The sequence below is a fragment of the Flavobacterium sp. genome (assembly GCF_036405015.1).
GTDB lineage: Bacteria > Bacteroidota > Bacteroidia > Flavobacteriales > Flavobacteriaceae > Flavobacterium.
Genome location: NZ_DASWYK010000046.1, coordinates 1 through 25,794, shown reverse-complemented (window position 1 = coordinate 25,794; position 25,794 = coordinate 1). Strand labels below are relative to the sequence as shown.

17 protein-coding genes and 1 tRNA gene are annotated in these 25,794 nt (G+C 33.1%); 12 read left to right on the top strand and 6 right to left on the bottom strand.

Annotation, left to right across the window (positions count from 1 at the left end; genetic code table 11):
* Window position 1: 1 nt before the first annotated feature.
* A complete protein-coding gene (locus VGE71_RS03610; RefSeq protein ID WP_331137077.1) occupies window positions 2-784 on the bottom strand; it encodes a TIGR03915 family putative DNA repair protein in 783 nt (260 codons plus the stop codon).
* On the bottom strand, window positions 784-2,049 hold the full coding sequence (locus VGE71_RS03605; RefSeq protein WP_144215232.1) for a putative DNA modification/repair radical SAM protein: 1,266 nt from the start codon (window positions 2,047-2,049) through the stop codon (window positions 784-786). Before VGE71_RS03605 ends, VGE71_RS03610 begins: the two co-directional genes overlap by 1 nt.
* A gap of 308 nt (window positions 2,050-2,357) precedes the next feature.
* On the opposite strand from VGE71_RS03605, the gene VGE71_RS03600 reads away from it, so the two are divergent.
* A complete protein-coding gene (locus tag VGE71_RS03600) occupies window positions 2,358-2,603 on the top strand; it encodes a hypothetical protein (RefSeq protein WP_331137076.1) in 246 nt (81 codons plus the stop codon).
* Here VGE71_RS03600 and VGE71_RS03595 read toward each other — a convergent pair.
* Together VGE71_RS03595 and VGE71_RS03590 are read right to left on the bottom strand one after the other, a co-directional pair.
* Window positions 2,600-3,361, bottom strand: a complete 762-nt coding sequence (locus tag VGE71_RS03595; protein ID WP_331137075.1) for an alpha/beta hydrolase — start codon at window positions 3,359-3,361, stop codon at window positions 2,600-2,602. The two genes, VGE71_RS03600 and VGE71_RS03595, sit on opposite strands and share 4 nt — an antisense overlap.
* Window positions 3,355-4,257, bottom strand: coding sequence for a DMT family transporter (locus VGE71_RS03590; protein ID WP_331137074.1), 903 nt, complete (start codon window positions 4,255-4,257; stop codon window positions 3,355-3,357). Before VGE71_RS03590 ends, VGE71_RS03595 begins: the two co-directional genes overlap by 7 nt.
* Window positions 4,258-4,418: 161 nt before the next feature.
* On the opposite strand from VGE71_RS03590, the gene VGE71_RS03585 reads away from it, so the two are divergent.
* From VGE71_RS03585 to VGE71_RS03550, 8 genes are all read left to right on the top strand, one after another.
* Complete coding sequence (locus VGE71_RS03585; protein ID WP_331137073.1) at window positions 4,419-4,877, top strand: Lrp/AsnC family transcriptional regulator; 459 nt, start codon at window positions 4,419-4,421, stop codon at window positions 4,875-4,877.
* 177 nt (window positions 4,878-5,054) lie between these two features.
* Window positions 5,055-5,756 (top strand): outer membrane beta-barrel protein, encoded by a 702-nt coding sequence (locus VGE71_RS03580; protein WP_331137072.1) that lies wholly within the window; start codon window positions 5,055-5,057, stop codon window positions 5,754-5,756.
* A gap of 11 nt (window positions 5,757-5,767) precedes the next feature.
* Complete coding sequence (locus tag VGE71_RS03575; protein ID WP_331137071.1) at window positions 5,768-6,499, top strand: outer membrane beta-barrel protein; 732 nt, start codon at window positions 5,768-5,770, stop codon at window positions 6,497-6,499.
* Window positions 6,500-6,529: 30 nt separating this feature from the next.
* Entirely contained in the window at window positions 6,530-8,497 is a 1,968-nt protein-coding gene (locus tag VGE71_RS03570) for a T9SS type A sorting domain-containing protein (RefSeq protein WP_331137070.1), read from the top strand.
* 71 nt (window positions 8,498-8,568) lie between these two features.
* Window positions 8,569-18,462 (top strand): SpvB/TcaC N-terminal domain-containing protein, encoded by a 9,894-nt coding sequence (locus tag VGE71_RS03565; protein ID WP_331137069.1) that lies wholly within the window; start codon window positions 8,569-8,571, stop codon window positions 18,460-18,462.
* 5 nt (window positions 18,463-18,467) lie between these two features.
* Window positions 18,468-18,773 carry a hypothetical protein gene (locus VGE71_RS03560; RefSeq protein ID WP_331137068.1) on the top strand — a complete coding sequence of 102 codons (306 nt, stop codon included), beginning with the start codon at window positions 18,468-18,470 and terminating at the stop codon, window positions 18,771-18,773.
* Between the two features lie 141 nt (window positions 18,774-18,914).
* Window positions 18,915-19,838, top strand: coding sequence for a hypothetical protein (locus VGE71_RS03555; RefSeq protein ID WP_331137067.1), 924 nt, complete (start codon window positions 18,915-18,917; stop codon window positions 19,836-19,838).
* Between the two features lie 120 nt (window positions 19,839-19,958).
* Window positions 19,959-20,336 (top strand): hypothetical protein, encoded by a 378-nt coding sequence (locus VGE71_RS03550; RefSeq protein ID WP_331137066.1) that lies wholly within the window; start codon window positions 19,959-19,961, stop codon window positions 20,334-20,336.
* Between the two features lie 73 nt (window positions 20,337-20,409).
* Here the strand turns inward: VGE71_RS03550 and VGE71_RS03545 are convergent, their stop codons facing one another.
* Window positions 20,410-21,504, bottom strand: coding sequence for an exopolyphosphatase (locus VGE71_RS03545; protein ID WP_144215219.1), 1,095 nt, complete (start codon window positions 21,502-21,504; stop codon window positions 20,410-20,412).
* A gap of 334 nt (window positions 21,505-21,838) precedes the next feature.
* Here VGE71_RS03545 and VGE71_RS03540 point away from each other — a divergent pair, with 334 nt between their 5' ends.
* The 3 genes from VGE71_RS03540 to VGE71_RS03530 all read left to right on the top strand — a co-directional run bounded on the left by VGE71_RS03540 (window position 21,839) and on the right by VGE71_RS03530 (window position 25,544).
* Window positions 21,839-23,314 (top strand): serine hydrolase, encoded by a 1,476-nt coding sequence (locus VGE71_RS03540; protein WP_331137065.1) that lies wholly within the window; start codon window positions 21,839-21,841, stop codon window positions 23,312-23,314.
* A gap of 138 nt (window positions 23,315-23,452) precedes the next feature.
* Window positions 23,453-24,730 (top strand): MutS-related protein, encoded by a 1,278-nt coding sequence (locus tag VGE71_RS03535; protein ID WP_331137064.1) that lies wholly within the window; start codon window positions 23,453-23,455, stop codon window positions 24,728-24,730.
* A 106-nt stretch (window positions 24,731-24,836) separates the two neighbouring features.
* Window positions 24,837-25,544 carry a DUF6193 family natural product biosynthesis protein gene (locus VGE71_RS03530; protein ID WP_331137063.1) on the top strand — a complete coding sequence of 236 codons (708 nt, stop codon included), beginning with the start codon at window positions 24,837-24,839 and terminating at the stop codon, window positions 25,542-25,544.
* Window positions 25,545-25,654: 110 nt separating this feature from the next.
* Here VGE71_RS03530 and VGE71_RS03525 read toward each other — a convergent pair.
* Window positions 25,655-25,727 (bottom strand) — tRNA-Met (locus VGE71_RS03525).
* Window positions 25,728-25,794: the final 67 nt, after the last annotated feature.

The following is a 25,794-nucleotide window of genomic DNA, read 5'->3' as shown; positions in this document are numbered from 1 at the left end:
TTTATTTACTGTTTTTAAAGTCCGGAATTTTCTCTGTCAAATGTTTCCAATATCGTTTCGGCATGTGCTGTACATGAAGCTTGGTGTTTTTTCTGGATTCAATATTGACGCTTTTAAAATAATTTCGCCATAAATTCTGGAAAAATTCTTCTCCTTCATCTGAGATTTCAGCTAGAAATTTAGAAGATGAAGGATTGGAATCAAATGTGAGTTGAACCGTAGAAACATTTTCAAGATCGTAATAAATACCATATTTGCGTTTAGTATCATAAATTAACCAGCGTTGATCGGCATACCGATTTTTAAAATGTTTTTGAATGAGCGGTAAAACATTACAATCGGGTTCAACGATGGCATAATATAAATTGTCTTTGGTAAGTTTAAAGCGAACAAAAGCTTTCATTCTATGACTTTCTTTGCCTGTTAAATGTGCAGCTTTTTGAATGTTTAGAACATCATTATTGCTCAAATCTCCTTCTACATTTATGGAACTTGAAAAAACATAGGTGGCAAAACGGAATAAGCTTTCTTCGATCTGCGGTAATTCAGAAAAAAAAGCATTATAAATATTGGTTATTCCATTTTGGGAAAGGCGCTGTTTTAAGCCTTTTAAAACTCGATTTGCCTTTGTTTCGTCGGTTTCTACAATATGGTTTTTTGAAAAAAGTAAGGCATTCGAAAATTCATCTTTAGCAAATACAACATCTTTGAATTTGTATTCGTAAATTTCAAAAACTGCCGTAAGCCAGCCTTCAAATGTGCCGTCGTAAATTACTAATATCATTATTGAAACAAAGAAAGTTGGTTCGAAAAATCGTTTTTGTACTTGCTGTTTTGAATATTCAAAATCTGTTCTTTTATTTGAATAGAAGTCAAATCTTTCTGCAAAAGAAATGGAGAAGCAAAAGCCAGAAAAAATTTCGAGCGATTATAAGCAATTCCTAATTTTTGTAAATCTTCTGGTTGTAATCTTTTGAATTTTCTGGCAGTCACAATTTTTTTAGCGCTTGTCACTCCAATTCCTGGAATACGCAGAATTAACTCTAAATCAGCCGTATTCACATCAACTGGAAATTGATGTAAATTTCGCAAAGCCCAACCTAATTTTGGATCAATATCAAGATCTAAATTCGGTTGATCAAAACCCACAATTTCGTTTACATTAAATCCGTAAAAACGAAGCAACCAATCTGCTTGATACAAACGATTTTCCCGAATCATGGGTACAGGAGTTCCAATTTGAGGAAGTCTGTTGTCATAACTTATCGGCACATAACCCGAATAATAAACGCGTCGCATGTTCATTTGGTCATAAAAATAATTCGCCATTCCTAAGATTTCCATGTCATTTTCCTGAGTTGCACCTATCACCATTTGTGTACTTTGTCCCGCTGGAGCGAAAATTGGTGCTTTTTTATTTGACTTTTTTTCTTCTGTGTAACCCACAATTTCATTTTTCAGATATTCCATTGGTTTGATTACATCAGCATGATTTTTTTCTGGGGCTAATAATTTCAAGCTTTTTTCTGTTGGCATTTCTACATTCACACTTAAACGATCTGCATATAATCCCGCTTCTCGGATAAGCTCGTCACTTGCGCCTGGAATTGCTTTTAAATGAATATAGCCATTAAAATTTTCTTCTAATCGAAGTTTCTTTGCAATGCGAACCAAACGTTCCATTGTAAAATCGGGATTGTCAAAAATTCCTGAACTCAGAAATAATCCTTCAATATAATTTCTTCTATAAAAACCAATAGTAAGATCTACCACTTCCTGAACGGTAAAAGCCGCACGTTTGATATCGTTACTTTTTCTGCTGACGCAATAAGCGCAGTCAAAAATGCAATGATTGGTTAGTAAGATTTTGAGTAATGACACGCAGCGTCCGTCTTCAGTGTACGCATGACAAATTCCATTTCCTGTGTCACCCAATCCTTTGTTTTGATTCTTCCGTTTGTTCTGACCTGCAGACGAAGAACAAGAAACATCATATTTGGCGGCATCAGCTAAGATCGCTAGTTTTTCCATTACTCTTTCCTGTACCATTTTGATCTCGATTTAATTGTTTTTGAAATGAAAATTTATCTCTTCAAAATTACTCATTGGACCTAAAAATGACTTGAATATGACTGTTCTAAATTGTATCAAATTTTATATGAATCAGAAAAAAGGACTTCAGAAAATTAACTTTTTAGCGTTTAAAAACAGGTATAAATACGGGGTGCTTGTTTTTTCAAACTTTTTATATTGCGCGTCAGTAAGAAAAAATCGGTTATCCCCCTTAGCTATTGATTTTTGACTGTAAAAAGACTTGCGAGTATTAGCGAATAATAATAAACTGAATAGCTAAAACGATGAAATTTCTAAAAGGACAAGAGGTGACCTACACTGCCTTGAGTGGGAGATCTTATGAGGCAAAAGTAATAGAAGGAAAAATGGATTTCAAAAAAGGGCTGATAATAAAATCGACTTCAAAAGAAAGAGATTTTCATTATTTGATTGAAATTCAAAAAAATGGCACAACAGAAAAGATTCTCTGTGCAGAAAATCATCTTCAATTGTTAGAGAAGAAAAAACGCAGCCTAAAAAAGGCAGCTTAAAAATAGTGCTTTATAAAAGCACAGACTTTTTCTAATACTAATTCCGGCGCTTCTTTGTGAGGAGTATGCCCTATATTTGGCAACACATATTTCTCTGATTTTCCGTTAACTAAATTTATTGTTTTTTCAACTTGGTTTAGCGTTCCGTATTCATCCTTTTCGCCTTGAATAAAAAGCAAAGGAACATTAATTTCAGGGAGTAAACTTTCAATATTCCAATTTCTGAAATCATTTCTAAGCCATGTTTTGGTCCATGCTTTAAAGGCAGCTTCAGTTTTTTCAGCATGATATTTTTCAAGTTTTAAAGGGAGATTTGTTGTCTCATAAGAATGAACAGCATTACGAATTCCGTTCAGCGTAATTTCTTCCACAAAAATATGTGCGGCCTCTGAGATTACCATTTTAATGCGGTTTTGGTATTTTGCAGCAGCAATCAAAGCAATTGAACCACCGTCACTATGGCCGAATAAAATCGCATTTTCTATTTGTAAACTTTCAAGGATATTATTTAAAACATCGGCTTCTAATTCCAAATAATGTAAAGGTCTTTCAAATGTTGCCATAGCATCAGATTTGCCGTAACCAAGACGATCATAAACCAACAAATTGCATTGACAAGCTGTAGCGATTCTTTTAGGTAAATCTCTCCAAAGTTCTACGCAACCTAAAGAATCATGTAAAAATACCAACGTAGGTCTGTTTTTAGATACAGTATGATATTCAGCGTAAAGCTTGTTTCCGTTGCTATCAATTAACATATGGCAGCTTCTTTTTGAATTACTTTTTCTTTTTTGGCTTTGGCAATATTAAGATAGATAATGGCACCAAGCATTATGGCTATTCCGATAATTTGTAAAAAAGTAACTTTTTCACCCAAAATAATATGAGCACAGAAAACTGCTGCAGGCAATTCTAAAGTCAGTAAAACAGAACTTAATCCGGGACCGATTTTAGGCATTCCAACCGAAAAACAAATAGGAGGAATCACGGTTCCGAAAACGGCCAGAAAAGTTCCCCATTGCAATAATCCGAAATCTAAATGAGTACTTGTGGCAATGGCTTCACAATTGATTAAAAATATAATCATGGCAGAGCCGCTGGTCATTAAAGCGCTTTTTTCGAACATAGGTGTTTCTTTTCCTATTTTGCTCGTAAAAACAATATACAAAGTATAAAGCAAAGCTGATAAAAGACTTAAAAGAATTCCTGTAAAAGAAATATTTGCATTGCCTAACTCTAAAAGATCTCCGGCAAGGATTGTTCCTAAAATTATAAATAGGGCAGAACCGACTTCAATGTAACTTGGTTTTTTCTTAAAAAATAGCCATTCGACCAAAATACTCAACCATGTAATCTGCATTAGTAAAACAATTGCCAAAGATGCTGGAATATAAGCAACAGCCAAATAATAGGTATAAGCAGAAGAACCCATTGTAGTTCCAGCTAAAAGTAATTTCCAATCTGGTTTTAGTTTATTACCGCTTTTTATTCTTCTGAAAAGGACAATTGACCATAATATTAAAGTTCCCATAAGGGCTTGTGTCAAAGTAATTTCAGCTGGGCTATAACCTTCTCCATAGGCGATTTTGGCGAATGAAGACAACATTCCGAAACTCAACGCGCCTAAAGCAACGATAATAATATATTTGTTCATTTTGTATGCTGAAAATATGTTTTGTTCCGTCAAAAGTATTTATTGTAGAATAATGAACGAAATTTTTGATTTAAATATGTATTTAATCCTTTTAAGTGAAATATTTTTAGGTTTTTGTCCTAAATTGAATTGTTTTTTATACTTTAACTGGAAAAAATCCGATGCAAGAATTAAGCAAACAAGAAATAGAACTACTCAGAATCTTACAGGAAAACGCCCGATTCGATATTACAGATTTGACCGAAAGACTCAATATGTCGAGGACTTCTGTTTATGATCGAATTAAAAAACTAGAAAACGAAGGATACATTAAAGATTATGTTGCGATTATTGATCCTAAAAAAGTAGGGTTAAATTTTACGGTGATTATCAATCTTTCACTTAACAGTCAGCGTTTAGAATTGGTTGAGGAATTTTCGAGACAAGTATCCGAACTTGATGAGGTTGTGGAAGGTTATGTAACAGGCGGAATTTTTGATTATGTTTTGAAAGTTGTGGTCAAAGATCCTGAAGCTTTTAATGATTTTATCCGAAAACTTTCAAACATTCCTAATATTAGTAAAGTGCAGAGTTCTTTTGTTATGAGCTATATTAAGCAATCAACCAAATTACCTTTTTAAACTCATTTTTATAAGTTTATTTCTCATAAAATCAAATAAATAATGTTTTTTTGAAGATAATCTTGTTTTTTACGGTTTTGAATGAAATATTGTTATTGGACGATTATTTTATACTTTTTGTCGATTATTTTTAAGTTTTATGTACAATTAATACATATATTCGCAAAAATTTTTTGAATGAAAGTAATATTACACTTAATAATATTTTGTTGTTTTTTTAATACCACACTTTACAGCCAAAATGAAACTAATATCACCTATGGACTAAAATTTGGGGTATTACATTCTACATTTAGTAATCTTCCGGAAAGCATTAAAGGTCGTGATAACACTTTTGATAATAGTGTTATGGAAAGCAAAGGCAAATATGGTTTGGAAGGTGGCTTCTTTTTAAATTTTAAACTTCACGATACACGCGTTGCGATCCAGCCAGAAATCTTATTCAGACAATCTGGAGAAACGGTCCAATATCACGATGCTGTTGGAAAAGAGTTTGAACTAGGAATCAATTATTCTTTTCTACAAATCGGAGCTTTATACAAAGTTTATCCATACGAAGGTTTAAATTTTGGAATTGGAGCATTCTACGGAATCAATTTATCTCCAAATGATCTTACGTACACTTCCAATGAAGCTGGCGGAATGTACGATGTAGCCACGAGACAATTCTACAAAGATGGTCTTGATGGAGCTGATGATTTTTCGTTATGTTTTGCATTAGGTTACGAGCTTCATAAAAGCGTTCACTTTGACTTTCGCTATTATTTGGGCGTAAAAGACATGATTAAAAGTAACGCATCTTCTTTTCAGTTTATCGAAAATCAAAACAAAAGCAGTGTCTTTTGCTTTTCGTTAGGCTATAGTTTTCATCAATGGTAATTTATAAAAAAATGAAAAAACTTATTTTGCTTCTTTTACTAGTAAGCACAAAATCTTTATTGGCACAAGGCGACCGCGAAATTACGTATGGTATTTTTGGTGGTGGAATATTTTCTAAAATGTCTAATCTTCCGGATGCGATAGTGCCAAAAGGTCTTTATGAAAATTACACTTTAAAAGACGAAGGAAAGTTTGGAGGAACTGGAGGATTTTTCATCAATTGGAAATATCCTTATGCAAAAGTGGCTATCCAGACAGAAATATCGTATTCGGGTCAGGGAACTGATTTGAATTATGAAGATGCAAAAGGACTCAAATATAAAATGACTTTTGGCTATAGTTACATTAATGTTGGAGCTCAGTTTAAATTTTATCCAACCGAAGGATTTTACATTGGAGCTGGTCCTTATGTCGGGTTTAATATTGCAAGTGATAATATAAAATATACCTCAAACGCTCAGGAAATATTTGGGAATTCAGGAGTTTATTTTGAGCCGGATGCGAATGTTCAAAAGGTTTTAAAAGAATCTTTTACAGGTAAAAATTATTTCTACGGAGTTTTATCTGCAGGATATGAATTTAGTTCTAATTTCTCTGTTGGAGCCAGATATTCATTAGGACTTACCGATGCTTTAATGACAGAAGAAAACGGACATCGTTACAGCGAAAACAAAAACAAAATCAATAGTATTTCACTGATTATTGGTTATTCATTTGACTTTGATGATTTAGGCAATTTCTAAAAGACCTCATCACAAAAATCACTTTACATTATGACTAAGAGGATTTTTTTACTGGTAAATTTAATAACGCTTTTTACGACAGGTTTTGCTTTTTCTCAGAATAAAGTACTTCCTGGAGCAGTTTCAGATCCTTTTTTTTGGATTAAATCTAGAAATGCTGGAGATAATTATTATTGGGAAAGTCTCATAAACAATAAAGAAGCAAAGCTATCAGCAAAGAAACACGATGGAGCTGTTTTCAATTTTAATCCGAGTATTGTTTTTGATACTGCTCAGGATTCTTTAATTGTGCCATTGGGCGTAAACAGCAAAAGACGTCAGACGCTTTTTATGGTTTACAAGGTTAAAGACAGTTTGAAAGAACAATTTTTATGGACGATCAATGATCCGCAAAAAATAATTTCGGCAGGAACGAACAAACGTTTGGTAGATTTAAAAAAATACTCCTATCAATCTTATCAGGAAAAGATAAAACCTCATAAAGCCAATATTCATTTCTTTCAGCAAAATGTTACGGATAGTGTTGCAAAGTTATCTTCATTGACTATTGGACAAAAATCAAAAATGGAAAAACTTCCGCCAGAAGATTTTAAAGGGAGTATAAGCGAGATTTTGATTTATAATCGTGTTTTATCTGGATTAGAAACGCAAAAAGCAGCCAGTTATTTGGCTATAAAATATGGTATTTCGCTTTCTCAATTTGATAATAAAAACTACTTAAACAGTCAGAGTGAAACCATTTGGGATGTTGAAAAACACAAAGGATTTACTTCTTCAATCACAGCTGTCGGACGCGATGACGCCAGCGGATTATTGCAGCTTAAAAGTAATAATATGATTGATGAAGGCTTGATGAGTTTTGAAGTAAAAAGCAAATCAAATGTGATTCCGAACAACTATTTTGCTTTTTGGAGCGACAATGGCAAGAATCTTTTAGTTAAAAAACAAGAACAAGGCGAACCTGTTGGTCTTTCAAGAGAATGGCAGCTGGATTTTACTAATCCGACAGATTTAAGTTTAGACTGGACATTTAATCCTGCTTTCGTAAAAGGGACATTACCAAAAGATACTTATTACTGGCTTTTAGTAGATTATTCAGGAAAAGGAACGTATGATGAAAATGATTCAGAATACATTCGTCTGGCAAGTACTTCAAGTTCAGAAAAATTGGTTTTGAAAGATTTTGACTGGAACAAACATAAATCGGGAACTGCGAAATTTACTCTAAAAGTCGCACCGCAAATGTTTAGCAGAGTCTGGATTACGGAGGCACTTTGCGGAGTTTCGGGATCTGGTGAACTGAATTATACGATTGAAGGTGGAGAAGCTCCATTTACGGTTACCGTTAAAAAAGAAGGAAGCGAAGCGGTTGTAAAACAATGGAGTCAGGCTGCAAAAAGTAAAAACGGAGTTCAGCTTTCGTCTGGAACTTATGATTATATCGTTAAAGATGCAAAAGGGAATTTATACAATGAAACCGTTTTTGTAGCCGATAAAGAAGGAACTTTTCCTAATCTAAAATCAGAGTATTTGCTTACCGACGGAAATGCTTTAACTCTCGATGCAAGCAAAGATTTACCAACTGGAAATTACCAGTATCAATGGTTTTATGAAGGCAATTTTATAGATGATAATCCGAAGATATTAATCGATCAGCCTGGTAATTACGAGCTTCGACTGATAAATGGACAAGAATGTAAAACGTCCAAAAAGATTGCAGTTGCAACTGATGGAAAGGAAATTACAGATTCGAGCATCTTGATTTTATATCCAAATCCAACTACCGATGGGAAATTTGCAATAGCGATACAGTTTCCTAAAAAGACAGATGCCTTCATTCGTATTTATTCGCTTACAGGATCACTTTTAAAAGAAAAGAAATACAGTCAGATCGAAACTTATTTGCATGAAGACAGTATAAAAGAAGCTTCGGGAATGTATTTGGTAAATGTGAGCTCAGATTTTGGAAATAAAACCTTTAAAGTAATTGTGAAATAATTTGACAAAGAAAATTTGTTCAGATTAATTAATAAAATAAACCGATTACCTCAAATCGATTTAACCTGCTTATGAAAAATAGAATTATAATATTGGTATTTCTTATAGGTGCATTTTTGTTTGCAGCTAATATTGGAGAATATAAAATAACAACACTATTTTCTGAAAACAATCCAGAAGTAAAAACAGTTGCTATTGCTGATTCTACGGTTGTTTTTAAAAATGAAAATAAGACCACAAAATTATTTACCGCAGATATAAAAGAAGGTACAATCGGAGTTAAAGATGCCGATGATATTGATGATGCGTACGATAATGTTTTTCATTTAAAAATCGATGAGCTGCCGGTAGAAAATGAGAACGCTTATCTAGAATACGAATTATTCGGTTATGATCAGGCTGCCTCTATTTCTAGAAGTTTAAACAATCAACCAAGTATTGGAGGACAGTTTTTGTCGTACAATAAAGGCTGGACAAAACAATCAGAATTGTTGTCTGAGAAATCTTTGAGAAAAGGAGATAACGTGCTTTTGTTTACGGCTTCAGAAGGAATTTTGACTGAATATAAAATCAAAAATGTACGAATAGTATATAAAAACGGCGATCAATCTTCAAACTTGACACTTCTTAAAGCAGAAGATAAATTGTATATAAAAGGAACTAATTTTCCTTCGCTGATCAAAAAAATGACCATTGCAGGAATTACTGTAGATATGAATCAACCGGAATTTGAATTGGTTTTGGATGCGAAAAATTTCCAAAAATCAATCTCCGTTGTTAAAGAAACTAAATCTGGAATTGTAGTAAATGAAAACTTAGAAATTGACCGTTTTTCATCAGTTTCAGATTTCAGAGCAATTGAAAATGCAAAGGAAAAAGTTTCAAAGACGATCGATTTTCAAACAGTAAATGTTTTAGATTATAAAGATTTCTCGGCTGTTTTTCCTGCTGGAGCTTTAAAAAATAATGTAAAAGTTTCGGTAAGCGGTTTACGAAAAATTGATATTGCGCCATTAAACTCAGCAATGGTAAATGTTACGGCTGTGAATGCTGGTTTTCGTTTATTACCACACGGAACTGTTTTTGAAAAAGCCGTGACACTTTCACTTCCATACGATAAAAAAACAATTCCTGAAGGTTATACGGAAAAAGACATCAATGTATTTTATTTTGACGAAAACAAACGTCTGTGGCAAGAAGTAACCAAAGATTCTCTGGATATCAAACAAGGAATTATAAAGGCAAAAACGACTCATTTTACCGATTTCATTGCCGGAATTATAAAAATGCCCGAATCTCCTGAAACTTCGGGTTATACACCAACAAGTATCAAAGATTTAAAAGCGGCTAGTCCGTTGGTTGGAATTCAATCTATCGCACCTCCTTCAGCCAACGGAAGAGGAACAATGAGTACAGGATTTTCTATAGCAATTCCGAACGGAAGAGGAGGAGTACAGCCTTCGTTTAATCTGCAATATGACAGTGATGGCGGACACAGCTGGGCCGGTATGGGCTGGGATATTTCTGTTCCAGCGGTAAGTATCGAAACTCGTTGGGGAGCGCCAAGATATGATGCAGCAAACGAAACAGAAAGTTATGTGTTGGCAGGCGAAGCTTTGATTCCGAATTCTCATAGAATAGAATGGATTGCAAGAACCTCAGATAAGCAGTTTTATCCAAGAAGAGAAAGCGCTTTTCAGCAGATTATTCGTAAAGGATCATCGCCTAAAAATTACTATTGGGTAGTAAAAGATAAAAGTGGTATAACAAGTTATTATGGAGGTACGGCTTCTGGACTTGCGACAAATAATGTTCTGCAGGATGCAAATGGAAATATTGGCCATTGGGCACTTTGTCTTCAGGTTGATTTAAAAGGAAATTCAATTGAGTATGAATATGACAAACGTGATGGAGAACTCTATATTAAAAAAGTGTATTACACCGGATTTGGTTCTCAAAAAGGAAATTACAATGTAACTTTTGTAAAAAACTCTGATTTAGGAGAAGCCAATCGTTCCGATGTTCAGGTTTCGGCTCGTTTAGGTTTTAAACAACTCAATAATCAGTTACTTCGAAAAATTGAAGTTCGTTACAAAGGCGATATGATTCGCAGTTATGAATTAAAATACAAAGAAGGTGCTTTTAAAAAGACTTTATTAGAATCTATTGCAGAATATGATTCGGAGTCAAAATTATTCTATACCAATACATTGGATTATTTTGATGACATTCGTGATGCATCGGGAAAATACAATCCGTTTGGGCCAGAACAGAATTGGAATGTACCAGGTGATAACTTAACGAATAATTCTATTCCTTCTTTTAGTGATATATTATATTCTGGAAAACACTCTTTGGTAACCAGTACTGAGGGCGAAAATATCGGAATTAATTACAGAATAGGTATTGGATTAGGTTCTGGTATGGGAAGCTTAAAAGGTAATACTATAGGAGCTCACGGTGGAAACGGTATAGGAAATTCAGAAACAGCAGTAACACTTGAAGATTTAGATGGGGATGGATTACCAGACAAGGTTTTTAAAAATAAAAATGGTGTTTTCTATCGTAAAAATTTAGCAGGATCGGGTCAGAATGGTTTTGGTGAGGCTAAGGAAATTAATATTAGCAATTTAGGACTTTCTAAAAATTCTTCTTTCAATTGGGGTGTCGATGCCATTATCAGTATCGGAAATGTTGGATACGACAAATTGCGCAGCACCAATAAAACGAAATCTTATTTTATGGATTTCAATGGTGATGGATTGGTCGATTATGTAAAAAATGGACAGGTATATTACAATAGATTAGTAGATGGTGTTCCTACATTTGACAGAACGAGTTCAGGAACTCCTTCTCCTGTTGCGGGAGGTGGTACTATTACAATTCCGGGATCTTCTACATTGTCTCAGGAGGAAATAGAGCAACAAAATCCGTTGCATGATGTAGTAAGAATGTGGCAGGCACCTGTTGCGGGAACTATTACGGTTTCACATCAATATCAGTTAATTAAAGATTTAAGTCCCGAAGGAATTAAAAAGCAAAGCGAATATGTAAATAATGCTGGTGATGAAAAGGCAGATGGAGTGCGTTTGTATTTTCAAAAGGGAAATCAGTTACTATGGAATCAGTTTATTGGGCCTAATGATGTTGATCTTAAAACAAAAACCGATAATAATATTACAGTTGCTAAAGGCGAAAGATTGTATTTTAGAGTAAGTTCTGTAAAAGATGGAAGTTTTGATACTGCTACTTGGAATCCTGTTATCACTTATTCGCAAATAACAAAATATGACAGAGATGGCAATGGAAATCAGATAACATCCAGCGTACCCGTAACAGCAGGATTAAAAGACGCAAATTTATATTCGTTAGTTCAGTATGAAGCTGGTGCTGATTTTTTCAGTAGTAGTAATGCGGGTAAAGTAATACCTATAGCAGGAAATATTATTTTAAAAGGAATTTTAAACAAACCAGTTACTTCAGATCATATTACCTTACGAATTACAAAAACATATCTTGATCAGACCAATGCTCCAGTGGTAGTATTCGAAAAGACTTTTTTGGCTAATGAGGTATCATCATTTAATCTAAGTTCTATAACCTTGCCTGCATTTGAAAGAGAAACTCAAGTTAGCATTGCATTAGAAACCCAAACCAATATTAACTGGCATAGTATTTCGTTCGCTCCAACTGTTATTGTACCAGTGTTTCCAGGAGGAGAAATTGAAGAAACTCCTATGGAAGTATCTCATTTATTGTATACTAAAAGAGCTGGGAATTATGATATTCCAGGTGTAACTTCAACAGTAAGTGGAAAAGTAAAATTGAATATATTGCCTCAGGATTTAGTTTTAGCTACGGCTTTTCCTCCAGGTGCATTGAATAATTATAATGGAGATATTATCGTTTCGGCGAAACAAAATAATGTTCTACTAGCCCGTAAACGATATAAACTAACAACCGGATCTTTAACAGAAGTTATTAATGCTTTTGACAATGCGGTTGATTATCCTTCAGCATTAGCTGATGTTCCTATTCAGCTTGAGGTAACCATTTCAAATGCTGAATCTATCAACATCCTTCGAAATTATCCAAAAGCAAATGCATTAAATATTCAGGTTCAGGTTACCGATTTAAAAGATGTAGCAGATCTTACAGATGATGTGATATGGAATAGTGCAACAGACGATTTTGGAATTTACAGTCTTTTAAATTCTGATGAAAAAACCATAGGATTGCATCACCGTCAATGGGGAGGATTTGTTATAAACGGTAATCTGGCATCAGATACAATCGATGAATCTCAGTTAAAGCAATCAGATGCTTATGGCTCTGAACCCAACTTAAATAATCAGGATCCAGATAGTTATAAAGATACCGATTATGAAATGTCTAAAACTTATTTTACCTCCTTGCAATCTTCTTACGCAAAATCTAAATGGGAAGGTCTTGAACAAGGAATTTATATAAAAGATATCACGATAGGAACTTCTAGATTAGGAGAAGACGATATTACAGATTACATGGATTTTTCTCTTCCAAATTTACAAGGAGGAAGCACAAGCGCTCTTGATATGATCAGTGTAAGCAAAAGTGAAAGTATATCTGCAGGAGTTTCTGTTGGACCTGCTGGTCTTGGCATCAGTAAATCTATTGATGGTGACTCTGATGTAACACAAACGATGAGCGATTTTAATGGAGATCGTTTTCCTGATTATATAAGAGGGAGCAATGTACAGCTGACATTGCCTTTAGGGAAAATTTCTGAAGAAGTCATTGATTTGGGAAATAATTTTAGTCATTCTAAAATGAGTTCCGAAGGAGTGAATACAGATGGAAGTTATAGCCATGGAGCAGTAGCGAATACTAATACTAAAACGACCAGTAAATCTGAAGTAAAACCACAAACAGCATCAGATGTAAGTGTTGATAAAGCAAAAAAGGCTGGAGAAAAAGTAGCAGGATCTATCAATGCTTCTGTAGGAACGGGGGAAGACGAATCGACTATGATTCATAGCGATATTAACGGAGATGGATTACCTGATAAAATTACAAGCGCAGGAGAGGTCTCTTTGAATACAGGTTATGGATTTTTACCAGCCGAAAATTGGAATACCTTAAATTCAATAAATAAAGGTAACTCTACAGATTGGAGTTTAGGATTAGGTTTTAGTATAAAAAAAGCCTCTCTCTCAGGAGGTGCAAATTATGCTAGATCAGAATCGGATGGAATAGAGTCATTTTTGGATATCAATGGTGATGGTTTGGCAGATAAAATTAAATACGAGGGCAATAGAATGCTTGTGTCACTTAATATGGGGAATTCTTTTGCAGCACCTGTTGATTATCCAAGATATACAGAGATGCAACAGAATAAGTCTGTTAGCTACGGAATGAGTGCAAATATAACTTTTGAAATTCCGATTCCGATTCCTTTCTTACCTCTTAGATTAGTGCCAACTATTGGAGAAAGCAAAGGATGGAGCACGAGTCGTTCTGAAGGAACTTTTACAGACATAGACGGTGATGGAAATCTAGACTACATCGTTTCTAGAGATGATAATAATCTTACGGTACAACTTTCCAATATCAAAAGAACCAACAAACTTAAAAGTGTAACAAACGGCGCAGGAAACAGCTACGTTGTAGATTATGAATTATTAAAACCAAGCTACGAAAACCCTTCAGCTAAATGGGTTTTACAATCTGTAGATGTGTTTGACGGACATACAGGAGACGGAATTGACCATTCTATTGCAAAATTCAGATATGAAGACGGTTATCACGATCGTCGTGAAAGAGAATTTTACGGTTTTGGTAAAGTGATTCAGGAACAAATTGATGCTTCCAACAATTCTGTTTTTACAACAACAGTTCAGGAGTTTTATAATCAGGATTATTTCAGAAAAAACCTTGTAAAGCACAGTTATACTTTAGATAAAAACGGAAAAATGCGTCAGGAGTCTGAAAACGAATACAGTTTTGTTGATGTGGCAACACAGGCAAGTATTCCGGTTTCAGAATTGAATTTGCCTTCTTGCGATGCCAAACGTATTTTTGTTGGTTTAATTCATGCCAATCAAAAAGCGTATGAAGGAGGAAGTGATTACTTGGAAACCAATACTTTTAATACTTACGATGCTAACGGAAATATTGTTCAGTATGAAGACTTAGGAAATGGTTCTGCTGATGATAAAGTGACCGCAAAAATTAGTTATTACGAAAGTACTACACCTTATTATGGTGGAATTCCAAGACAATTGGAAGTATTTACCACAGAAGGTTTAAAACGAAAAAGAGCAACCACAATCAATACAACGACGGCAGAAGTAACTCAGATTAAAAACTACGCTGCTGCAGATAAGGTTGCTATTACCGATATTGCTTATGATGCTTATGGAAATATGCAGAAAATTACAGGTCCTGAAAATCATAAAGCACAACGTATGACTTTAGAATATGTATATGATAGTGAAAACAATCAATACATGATGGAAATTAAAGATGCTTTTGGTTACCAAAACAAAATGGAATACAATTACCGTTTTGGAGTGCCAATCAAAACAACAGATCGTAACGATCAAAGTACAGATTATACTTTGGATGCAAAAGGTCGTATTGCTACAATTCGTGCGCCTTACGAAATTGCTTCAGGTAAACCGTATACGATTGCTTACGAGTATTTCCCAGAAGCAAAAGTGCCATATGCTAAAACTAGAAATTATGATCCAGAATTGGATAAAGATATTGAAACTTATACCTATACTGATGGATTAGGCAGAGCTCTACAAGTAAAGAAAACAGCCAGTTTATTTACCGCAGCAGGGAGTGCCGATCAAGAAGCACATATTATCTCTGGAAAAGTAATTTATGATGGTTTAGGAAGAGCGATAACCAGTTATTATCCAACCACAACTACCACTATGGATAATAATTTTAGTACAGCAGTTTCAGCTATTGCACCAACTAAAACCGACTACGATGAGGTAAACCGCCCCATAAAAGTAACCTTGCCAGACGGAAGTACCAATACAGCTGTTTTTGCATTAGAAAATTATGATGGTCTTCCTGTTTTAAAAACAACCCAAACAGATGCGCTAAACAAAACCAATACGATTTATACCGATGTTACAGGGCAGAGTGTAGCCAGTATGCAAAACGATTTGACAACGAAATTCGCTATTAATGCATTAGGCGAAATGATTAAAGTAACCGATGCAATGGATCACATTACTCAAAGTACCTACGACTGGTTGGGAAGACGTATAGAATTTACGCATCCAGATGCAGGAACAACCAAAATGGAATACGATTTGGCAGGTAATTTGACCACTCGTATTACACAAGATATTAAAAATACAGTTCCTAATGGTGGTGCTATACAATACGTATACAATTACAACCGTTTAGAAAGTATCAAATATCCTAAAAACCCGCAGAATAATGTGCAATATAATTATGGGAAAGTAGACGGAACGCCATCACGCCGAGGCAGATTATGGTTTGTACAGGATGCCAGTGGGGGACAGGAATTTTTCTATGGAAAATTAGGAGAAGTTGAAAAAGAAATTAGAACACTTCGTATTACACCAACGGATATACAAACCTATATTTCGCAATACGAATACGACACATGGAATCGTATCCAAAAAATGACTTATCCTGACGGAGAAGTGGTAGAATATACCTATAACCGGGCCGGAAACCTACAGAGTATGCAGGGGAAAAAAGAAAGCCATACTTACGATTATATTAAACAATTGAGTTATGACGAATTTGAACAACGTAAGTATTTAAAATACGGCAATAATACCGAGACCAATTATACCTACGATCCTGTCATGAGGAGATTACAACAGCTGCAAGTCCAGAGCGGTACTAGACAAGTTATGAATAATGCGTACGGTTATGATTTGGTAGGTAATGTTTTAAGTATAAAAAACACTTCACCAATTGTAAACAATACATTAGGAGGAACGTCTTCGCATGAATACCAATACGATGATTTCTATCGTTTAAAATCGGCAAAAGCATCTTATCAGGGAGAGTTTACCAAAGCCAATTACGAGCTGAATATGAGCTATAATAAAATGCACAATATCACCAAAAAAGACTTGGTACATATAGTAAATAACGAACAGAAAGGGTATGTTTTGGAATATAACTATGATAATGCACTACATCCCTATGCTCCTAGCAAAATTACCGAGATAGGAAAAACAGAAGCAAGAGATTACGTTTATGATGGAAATGGAAACCCAACGAGTTACACTGAAGAGAAGTCCTTCCGAAAAATGACTTGGGACGAAGAAAACCGTTTAATGGGAATAAATGATAGTGGACGAATTCATCAGTATACGTACGATGCAGGAGGAGAAAGAGTAATTAAAAGCTCAGGAGATTCCCAGAATGTAGCCATAAATGGTGAAACAGCGGCAACGATTGTACATACGGATGATTATACAGGTTATGTTTCTCCATATTTTGTAATAAGTAAAGGAAAATTTACCAAACATTATTTTGATGGTGCAGGAAGAATTATTAGTAAATTAGGTAATGGAACTTTTGCCCAGCCTTTAAAAATAACAGCAGGAGGAGTTAATTACAGCAAGTTCACAGCCGAACAGCAAAAAGCATTAGATACCTATGTCAGAAGTTTAGGTTTACCACCAGGTCCACCAACACAACAAGGTATTTACGCAACTCCAGAATTTACAGGAGATCCGTATCCAAGTGAAGTTTTAAAACCAGTTGAGGAAAACCAGGAACCACCAGAAGGTTGGCCAAGAAATCCAATTTTCAATGCGCCAGGTGATGTTCCGGGACCGCCTGTGCAGTTTGGTCCACCTGTAGAACCGACAACTGTAAAAGGAGGTGAGGGGTTTACCGGAACAGGAATGCCAGAAAATGATATTTTTTATTTTCATCCTGATCATTTGGGAAGTACATCGTATATTACCAACAAAAATGGGGCTATTTCACAGCATGTGGAGTATATTGCTTTCGGTGAGATTTTGTTTGAAGAACATAGTAGCTCATTTTCTTCGCCTTATTTGTTTAATGGGAAAGAACTGGATCGTGAGACGAATCTTAGCTATTATGGAGCTAGATATTTGGATATGAAGACAAGTTTATGGTTAAATGTAGATCCACTTGCTATTTATAACCCGATATTTGAAAAACAATTATATTTTGATGGACAACATAACGGGGGAGTATATAATTCAGGAAACTTAAATTCTTATATTTATTGTTATCAAAATCCAATAAACCTAATAGATCCAAACGGAAAACAGGTAAAATCGAAAGCGCAAACAGGTTGGTGTGAAGGATGTAAAGATATAACTTTAGAAGATGGAGATTATATAAGTGATGTTCAGAATCAGGTGTATACAGCAACTGTTCAAGGGGTTACGCAAAAAGAATTCGATGCTTTTAAAGAAACATTTACCACTAATCCTGGAAAAATAACAACAAACACTTTTGCTACGTATACTTTAATTGATAGAGATGGAAATGGTAAATTATCAAAAAATGATCATATTGATATTGATATTATGGGGCCTGATGATGCTTCCGTTAGGGTGAATTCGGTTTCCTCAAGTTCAAATTCATTTAGTGCTAATTTTATTACTTTAGAAGGACATACAGATGCTGGGTATATATTTTTTACGGGATCTTTTAAAAATGGCACTGTAACTTTTGAAATTAATAATACAACTAGAACAAATACTGACATGGGATTAATAGGGGCTCCTATAGTCAGTAGGGCCGCTCAAAAAGCACAGTGGAGAAGGGTTATGGCTAATTTTGGAGACTTCTTTAAAAAACCTGTAAGTTCTGCAACTCAGAAAATTTCAGAGTATGATTATAATGATTGGACAAATAAAATTGGAGAACTTGAATTTTCAACTACAGAAGATAAAACAAAAGATGTACGAAATTCACAAAAAACAAAAAATTAATTACTATGAATAGTATTTATATCTTAATTATTTTATTCTTGATTATATTTTCTTTTTTTAAAAGCTATGTATATTTAAAAAAAGAAAAAAAAATCTATAAATATCTAACACTTTTTGGATTGTTATATATTGTAGAAGTATCATTAGCTGCTTATTTAATAGATAGTTTTTCCCTATTTGAAGGAATAAATGATAAATATGATTTTGAAATGTTATTTTATGAAATCGTATTATGGTCATTTTATCCTGTAGTTTTTCTTATGATAATTGGCTTGATTTGGTGGGGGGGTAAAATGTTTGCGAAAAAGTAATGAAGATCGCGTTGATATATTTTCGCAACGATTACGCAGATTTGTAATCTGTGCTAAATAATTCATGCCTATGGAATTTATAGTGTGCCTATTACCGGGACATCTCAGCAAAATTTTAATGCAGAAACTGAATTAAAAAAAATGAATTATCAAATAAATATTCTAAAACAAGACACTTTAAAGTTAATTGAAAAATACAAAAATACTTACTTAGAGAGAGCGTTATATTCATTTCTTTTAAGTCCAGTTAATATGAATAATATTAATGACGATATATTAAAACGATTAGATTATTTAGATGTTTTTTATGATGATAACAATTTCTCTTACAATTACACTCCAACCGACGGTACAAATGGAGAGCCGAAAATATTAGAAAAATTGACAGATGCAAAACTTGAAATTGAGAATTTATCCAAAGAAAGATTCTGGTCGATTGAGCAGAACAATTTATATGAAGAAATTTCTAATTTCAATAGCTTCGAAGACAAAATTGTAAGAGAAGAAGATGTTTCTAAAGCATATTTAAAAGACCCATTTTACAATATAGAAGGATGGATAAGCTATTATGATCGCTTGTTGGATTTAAAATTTGAAAATTTTAATGAAATATTGCAAACTGGTAAAAATCAAGTCCGATATAAGCATTTTCAAGATGAATATTTCATAGGAATTGAAGTTAATTATGGAAAAACGATTAAAAAAATGAAAGATGGTGATTGGGAGACGCCTTATTTTAATTTGATTATTTTTAAACTAAATGGAAAATTTAAATTAATAGAAAAAAATAATCTAGGCGTATTTGGACACCCTTACTTTCATCAACCAGCATATAATTTTGGAGGTTATTTTGCGATAAAAACAGTTAATAGGGTTTCGCCAAATGAATGGGTTATTGATAGAGGAACAGAAAAAGAATCTTTAGGAAATGGAATGGTGAGATTATATAATTCAGAAATTTTTGGAGATGATTTAAAAAGACACGCGTTTTATTATTTTGATATGTTAAGCAAAACAAGCAATGATTACATAGATAGTTTGCTTAAAATGAACTTGTTTGAATAATAAATCCTGATTCTAAACTTTTTTATCATTCAAGTATTTAGATTATGCCTTTATCAATTTCTAAAATATAAGAGAAGTAGAATAAAAAGAAATTAGTACAACAGAATCAAACAAAATTCCGTGAAGAAAGAACGCAATCAAATTAGTAAAGAAAAGGTAGTAATTAAAGCCACTCGTAAAGATTATTTTAAGTTAGTTTTGATCTTATTTGGGATAATTGCTTTTTTTGCATGCCTTATGAAATATCTGAGTGATCAAAGAGCTGACGAAATTAGGTTTATTAATAAAGATTATACGATAACAAAAGGGATCATAACCAAAATATCCTTGCATAAAGGAAAACATGTCAGAATTAAATATTTAGTGGATGACAAAGTTTATATTGAGTCTGACGGAATGCAAAAGAAACTGAATAAACAAGCAGGAGATTCGATAAGTATAAAATATTCCAACAAAAAGCCCGAATTAATGATCAGTGAATACAATTTGGATTATTAGTAAATTATAAATTAAAAACAAAAAAGCTTCGAAGAAATTCGAAGCTTTTGTAAATATTGAAAAGAGTAAATTCCTAAAAATTAGTATTGATTTTTTTAGAACGATCTGCAATGTAAGACATCAGCCAAGTTACTTGACCATCTTTTACAAAGTATATTTTCTTTGTTGCCGCATTCGGAATACTTTCTAAACAAGTCACTAATATATTATTAGCCGAAATAAGATATTTTTGGTCGTAAGTATTCAAAACTCTTGCCGCTTCTTTGTTGGTTTTAGCAAGGTTGGTAAACTTTCCAAAATTGTTTTTCAGAATAGCATCGTAATCGATAACGTCTTGTAGCGTTAAAGCGATATAATGATCTTTTACGTTTTCATCAAAATAAAGAGTAGAAAATGCCCAAACTGCTCCACCAGATAAATACAATTTATCTTTTTTCGTTAAAAGCGGATTTGCATCAAACATTGCTTGTGTTTTCTTGCGAAGAATCGGATTATAATCAAAAGATTTTTCTTGATATGTTGACATATCATTAATCTGGCTTTTGTTTACCACTGTTTTTTCTACTGCATCAGTAAGTGTCATTGTACCAAAGTCAAGTTCTAAAGGAATAAACTCTAATTTGTTGTCTTTAAGTTCGTCAATATAACCACCTTTAGTAGTTTGAGCACCAATATCAAGAAGGAAAGCATTGGCATAATCAACCGGTGGAATAGCACCTTTTACTAAAGTTTTTGCTTCTTCGTTAACTTCCAATACTTCAAGTTCTTTATTGGTAAGAGAAGAGATTTTCTTTTTTAAAACGTCAAGATTGCGCGCATTTGAAAAAACAGGCGCAGCAACAATGAAAATATTTTCATCAAGCATTTTATACTCAGCTCTTATTTTTTTTAATTGGTCAACTACAATAACGCTAGTTTTGTTGATGTCTTCTGCAGTAAGTTCTCCAGTTGCACCAATATGATCAGCAAACGGAATTCTATCTGTCCAGAAAGAAAGAATTTTGTAATCGGCTTTTTTGATATTATTTACATCAATAACAGAGACTTTGATTGCTCTTCGTCCGATTTCAATTCCGGCATAAACGCTTTTTTGAGCAAATAAGGTGATACTAAAAAATAAATTTAAAAGAATAAAAAATAGAACTTGGGGTTTGTTTTTTTTAAGCATTGTATTTAATTATAATATGATTTGTTTTTGAGTGCAGGTTTTTAAAAATATTTTTCGTGGTATTTGTGTGAAAATCATAATTTTATATTTGAAAAAATGACTTTCGTTAGAAGATTGCAAATTTATGAAAACATTTATAAAAATAAACTCAGTTATTTAGAAAAAGATATTATTTAATTGTTAAGTTTTGTTTTGATGCTTGGTGATTTGCGATTTTGTATTTGCTGAATACTCCTGTATGTTGGCTAGTGACAAGTACTTGTATTTGTTGTAGTAAAAATATTTCATATCTTGCCTGCTAATCATTAATCAACAATCAATCAAATCAATCAAAATGAAAAAACAGGTATTTCTTTATTTTAGTGCTTTACTTTTTACAAGTATCCTCTCAGGACAAGAACTTAATCATTTCTTTTCCACATTAGCTAAAAATAATCTCTACAACGGAAGTGTTTTAATTTCTAAATCAGATAAAAACATTTTTTCTAATTATTATGGATATTCTAATATCGAAAAGAAAGAAAAAATTAGTGATAAATCTCGATTTCCAATTGCATCAGTATCCAAAACGTTCACCTCTACGGCAGTACTTCAGCTCCAACAGAAAGGAAAACTAAAAATTGATGATATGGTTCAGAAATATCTTCCCGATTTTCCTTATCATAATGTTACCATCAGACATTTGCTGAGTAATACTTCTGGACTCGGGCAGTACTATAATTTGTTCACCGAAGTAATGAAGAACCAGCCAGATAAACTGATTTCAAATCAGGATATTATACCCGAATTTATCAATCAAAAAGTTCCGCTTTCGTTTTCACCAGGAGATAAATGGGAATACAATAATGTTAATTTCTGTCTTGCAGCTTTAATAGTAGAGAAAATATCAGGAATGGCATTTAGGGATTATCTCGATAAAAATATTTTCAAACCTGCCAATATGAAAGATTCATTTCTTCCTGAAAACCGAAGAGTTAAAGAACAGAATCAGACAGAGTTGTATACTTATCCCAATATGTATTCGATGGATTTGGTGAATATTGAAAATTTAGAAGCTACTTTCCCCGTAGAAAGAAGAAGTAATTTTTATGGCAATGGAGGAATTGTAAGTACCGCTTTAGATTTAGATAAATATCAAAAAGCATTATTTAGTTACAAACTTTTAAATAAGAAAGAATTAGAAGAAGCTTTAACGCCTGCAAAACTTAATGATGGAAAAACAGCATCTTATCGTTTTGAAGAAAAAGAAATAGCTTATGGACTGGGCTGGCAAATGTATACGAACGAAAATGAAAAAATAGTTTTTCATGACGGTTTTATCACAGGACTTACTTCTATGCTAATGCATAACATTACAAAAAACGAAACAGTCATTTTATTGTCTAATGCAGCAAATCCGGTTTTTGTGACAGCCAATGAAATTTTTAAAATAATGGATCATAAACCGTATAAAATGCCTGTGCAGAATCTTTCGAGAGTATATGGTAATTTGCTTGAGAGCGGAAGCAAAGAAAAAGCGAATCAGTTAATTGAAGAATATTTAAAAAATCCAAATAGTTATGAAGCAACAGAAAGAGATTTTAATAGATTAGGATATCAATTTCTTAGAAGTCAAAAAACAGATAATGCTCTATTAACTTTTGCTTCTGCCACTTTGCTTTTTCCAAATAGTTCCAATATATATGATAGTTATGGAGAGGCATTACTTCAAGTTGACAAAAAAGAGGATGCGATTAAAATGTATAAAAAATCTATTGAATTAGATCCAACTAATGAAAACGGTAAAAAAGTATTAAAGCAACTGCTTTAGAAATAAGATAGTATTCGCTTTGAGAAAGTATCATAAAAAAACTGCGCAAATGTCTTTGAATTTGTACAGTTTTTAATTTTTTGTAATTGGAGTAATCGCTACAGCAGCTATTAAAAATAATTTATTAAAATATTAAAGATGAACAACATTCAAGATTTAAATATTAAAAATGAGATATTGGCTGTATTTGATTATTCTTTAAATTCCTTCACCAAAAATAAGATTCTTTATTTATTAGAAACTCCTTTAAAAAGTGAAGATAAAATTGCAGAAAGACAAAATATTCTCAAGGCTTTTATGGCCAATATGAAGGTTTTGGAGAGTTATTCGTATACCGTTTTGTATTTAAATGAGGTTCATTTTTTCTTAAATAATTTTAGCGAAGTAAATTCTAAAAGTTCTCGTTTTCTGTTTTCAGGTCCTAGTGATGATGAAATTCTTTTAAATAACAAATTGCATCAAATGGTGTTGTTTTTTAATAGGTTAGAATCGGTCTATTTCTCACGAATTAATCTCATAAACTTTCCTGAAATTTATAGGAAAGATTTAAACAGAATCCTGTCTTTTCTTTCGTTTTTTGAATTGAGACATTATGAGTTTATGATAAGAGAAAAACGTTTAAAAAGAAAACATCTTAAAGAATTAACTCATAAAATTTTGAAGCTAAAGGAAGAAGGAAAAATCGAAACATTTTGGGAAGATTTATTTTTATTCGAATCCTATTGTTCTATCAGTTTGGCTATTAAAAACAGAAACTTCACTTTTCCGACTTTTAAAGAAAATGAAATAAGTTTAAAAGATTTTTTTCATCCCTTAGTCAAAAATCCGGTTAAGAATGACTTTACGGCTTTTAGTAATGTGATTGTTTTAAATGGCCCAAATATGTCTGGGAAGTCAACTTTTCTTAAATCGATTAGTTTGTGTGTCTATTTAGGAAATCTCGGACTTGCTATTCCTGCATCAAAAGCTGTAATTCCTTTTTGTAATGATTTTTCAATCGGAATTAATAAACGCGATGCTATTTTAAACGGATACAGCCATTTTATGACAGAAATAATGAATCTTAAAGATGTTGTGCTAAATGCAGCAGAAGGAAATAGAAGTTTTGCCGTATTTGACGAACTTTTTAGCGGAACAAATGTCGAAGATGCTTTAGAAATTTGCAAAACAACTATAAATGGTCTTAGTAAGTATACGAATTCTTATTTTTTTATTTCTACACATATTCAGGAATTAAAAGAGTTTACAAATGATAAAATCTCTACATTTTATCTGGATTGCGAATTAATCAACAACGTACCGACTTTTACTTATAAACTAAAAAAAGGATGGTCAGATATTAAAGTGGGGCGTATTTTATTTGATGAAGTTGGATTGAATGAACTCTTGAATAGTTCAAAACTAATTGATAAATAACTTATTTCTAAATCTAATCGTGTTTGAAATTTGCTCTAAGAACTAGGATAAATAATTTCTGGCAGTAGCTATTACAGGGCTCAGTATAATTTAAAGAACTACAACGATGATCAAAAAACTTTATGCAGAAATTGAAATAGCTGGTGGACTAATTTCTGCTTTAAATTTTGCATTTGATAAAATTGGATCTGAATTAAGGGTTTTTAACGAGAATGAGGATAATTATTTTCCTGGAGCGTACGCCCGAATCGAGAAAGACAATAAGTTTTCGCAAATTTATATTGCGTCAGAAAAAAAGCTTTATTTGTCCGATTTTTGGCGGGATGGAGTTTGTCTTGCGCATGGAGGCATTAACGATATTGATCTACTTGCTGAATGCATTGACTATTGGTTGAGCCCAAAAGTGACTACAATGCAATTGGCGGATAAATTTTCTTTTGTTGCTCTAGAGGAAAAAGCAAAAGCTTTTGATGAAGGAAAAGAAGTTGAATATAAATGGCAATCAATTCTTCACGACGAATATAAGAAGGAAATTAAAAGTTTTGTTGAACTAGCAGTAAAAGACAAGATTTTATCTAAACTTTTTCCATTTACAAGTTTAACTACATTATGTTTTAGTCGATGCACAGGTTATCCATATACATATGACACACCAACAGTTACACCAATTTTTGAAACCGATCAATATCTAGTAAGAAATGGTGAAGGTGATGAAATTGGTTCGGGTTTGGCAAGCGAAGCATTAAAAATTGTACTTAGTAACTTACCCAAAGATATTGGTCCTGCAATAAAAGGAACATCAGAGAGCTTATAAAAAACTGTTGGCACGAATGAAAATTTTTTTGGTGATGGCAGTGAATATATAAGTCTTAAAGAAAGAATAATAAACAAAAAAGCTCCAGATTTCTCTGAAGCTTTACTTAGTAGCGGGAACAGGACTCGAACCTGTGACCTTCGGGTTATGAGCCCGACGAGCTGCCTACTGCTCTATCCCGCGATGTTTCGGGTGCAAAGATACGCCGATTTTTTAGAAATCCAACGAAAACTTTAAAAAATGTTTTATT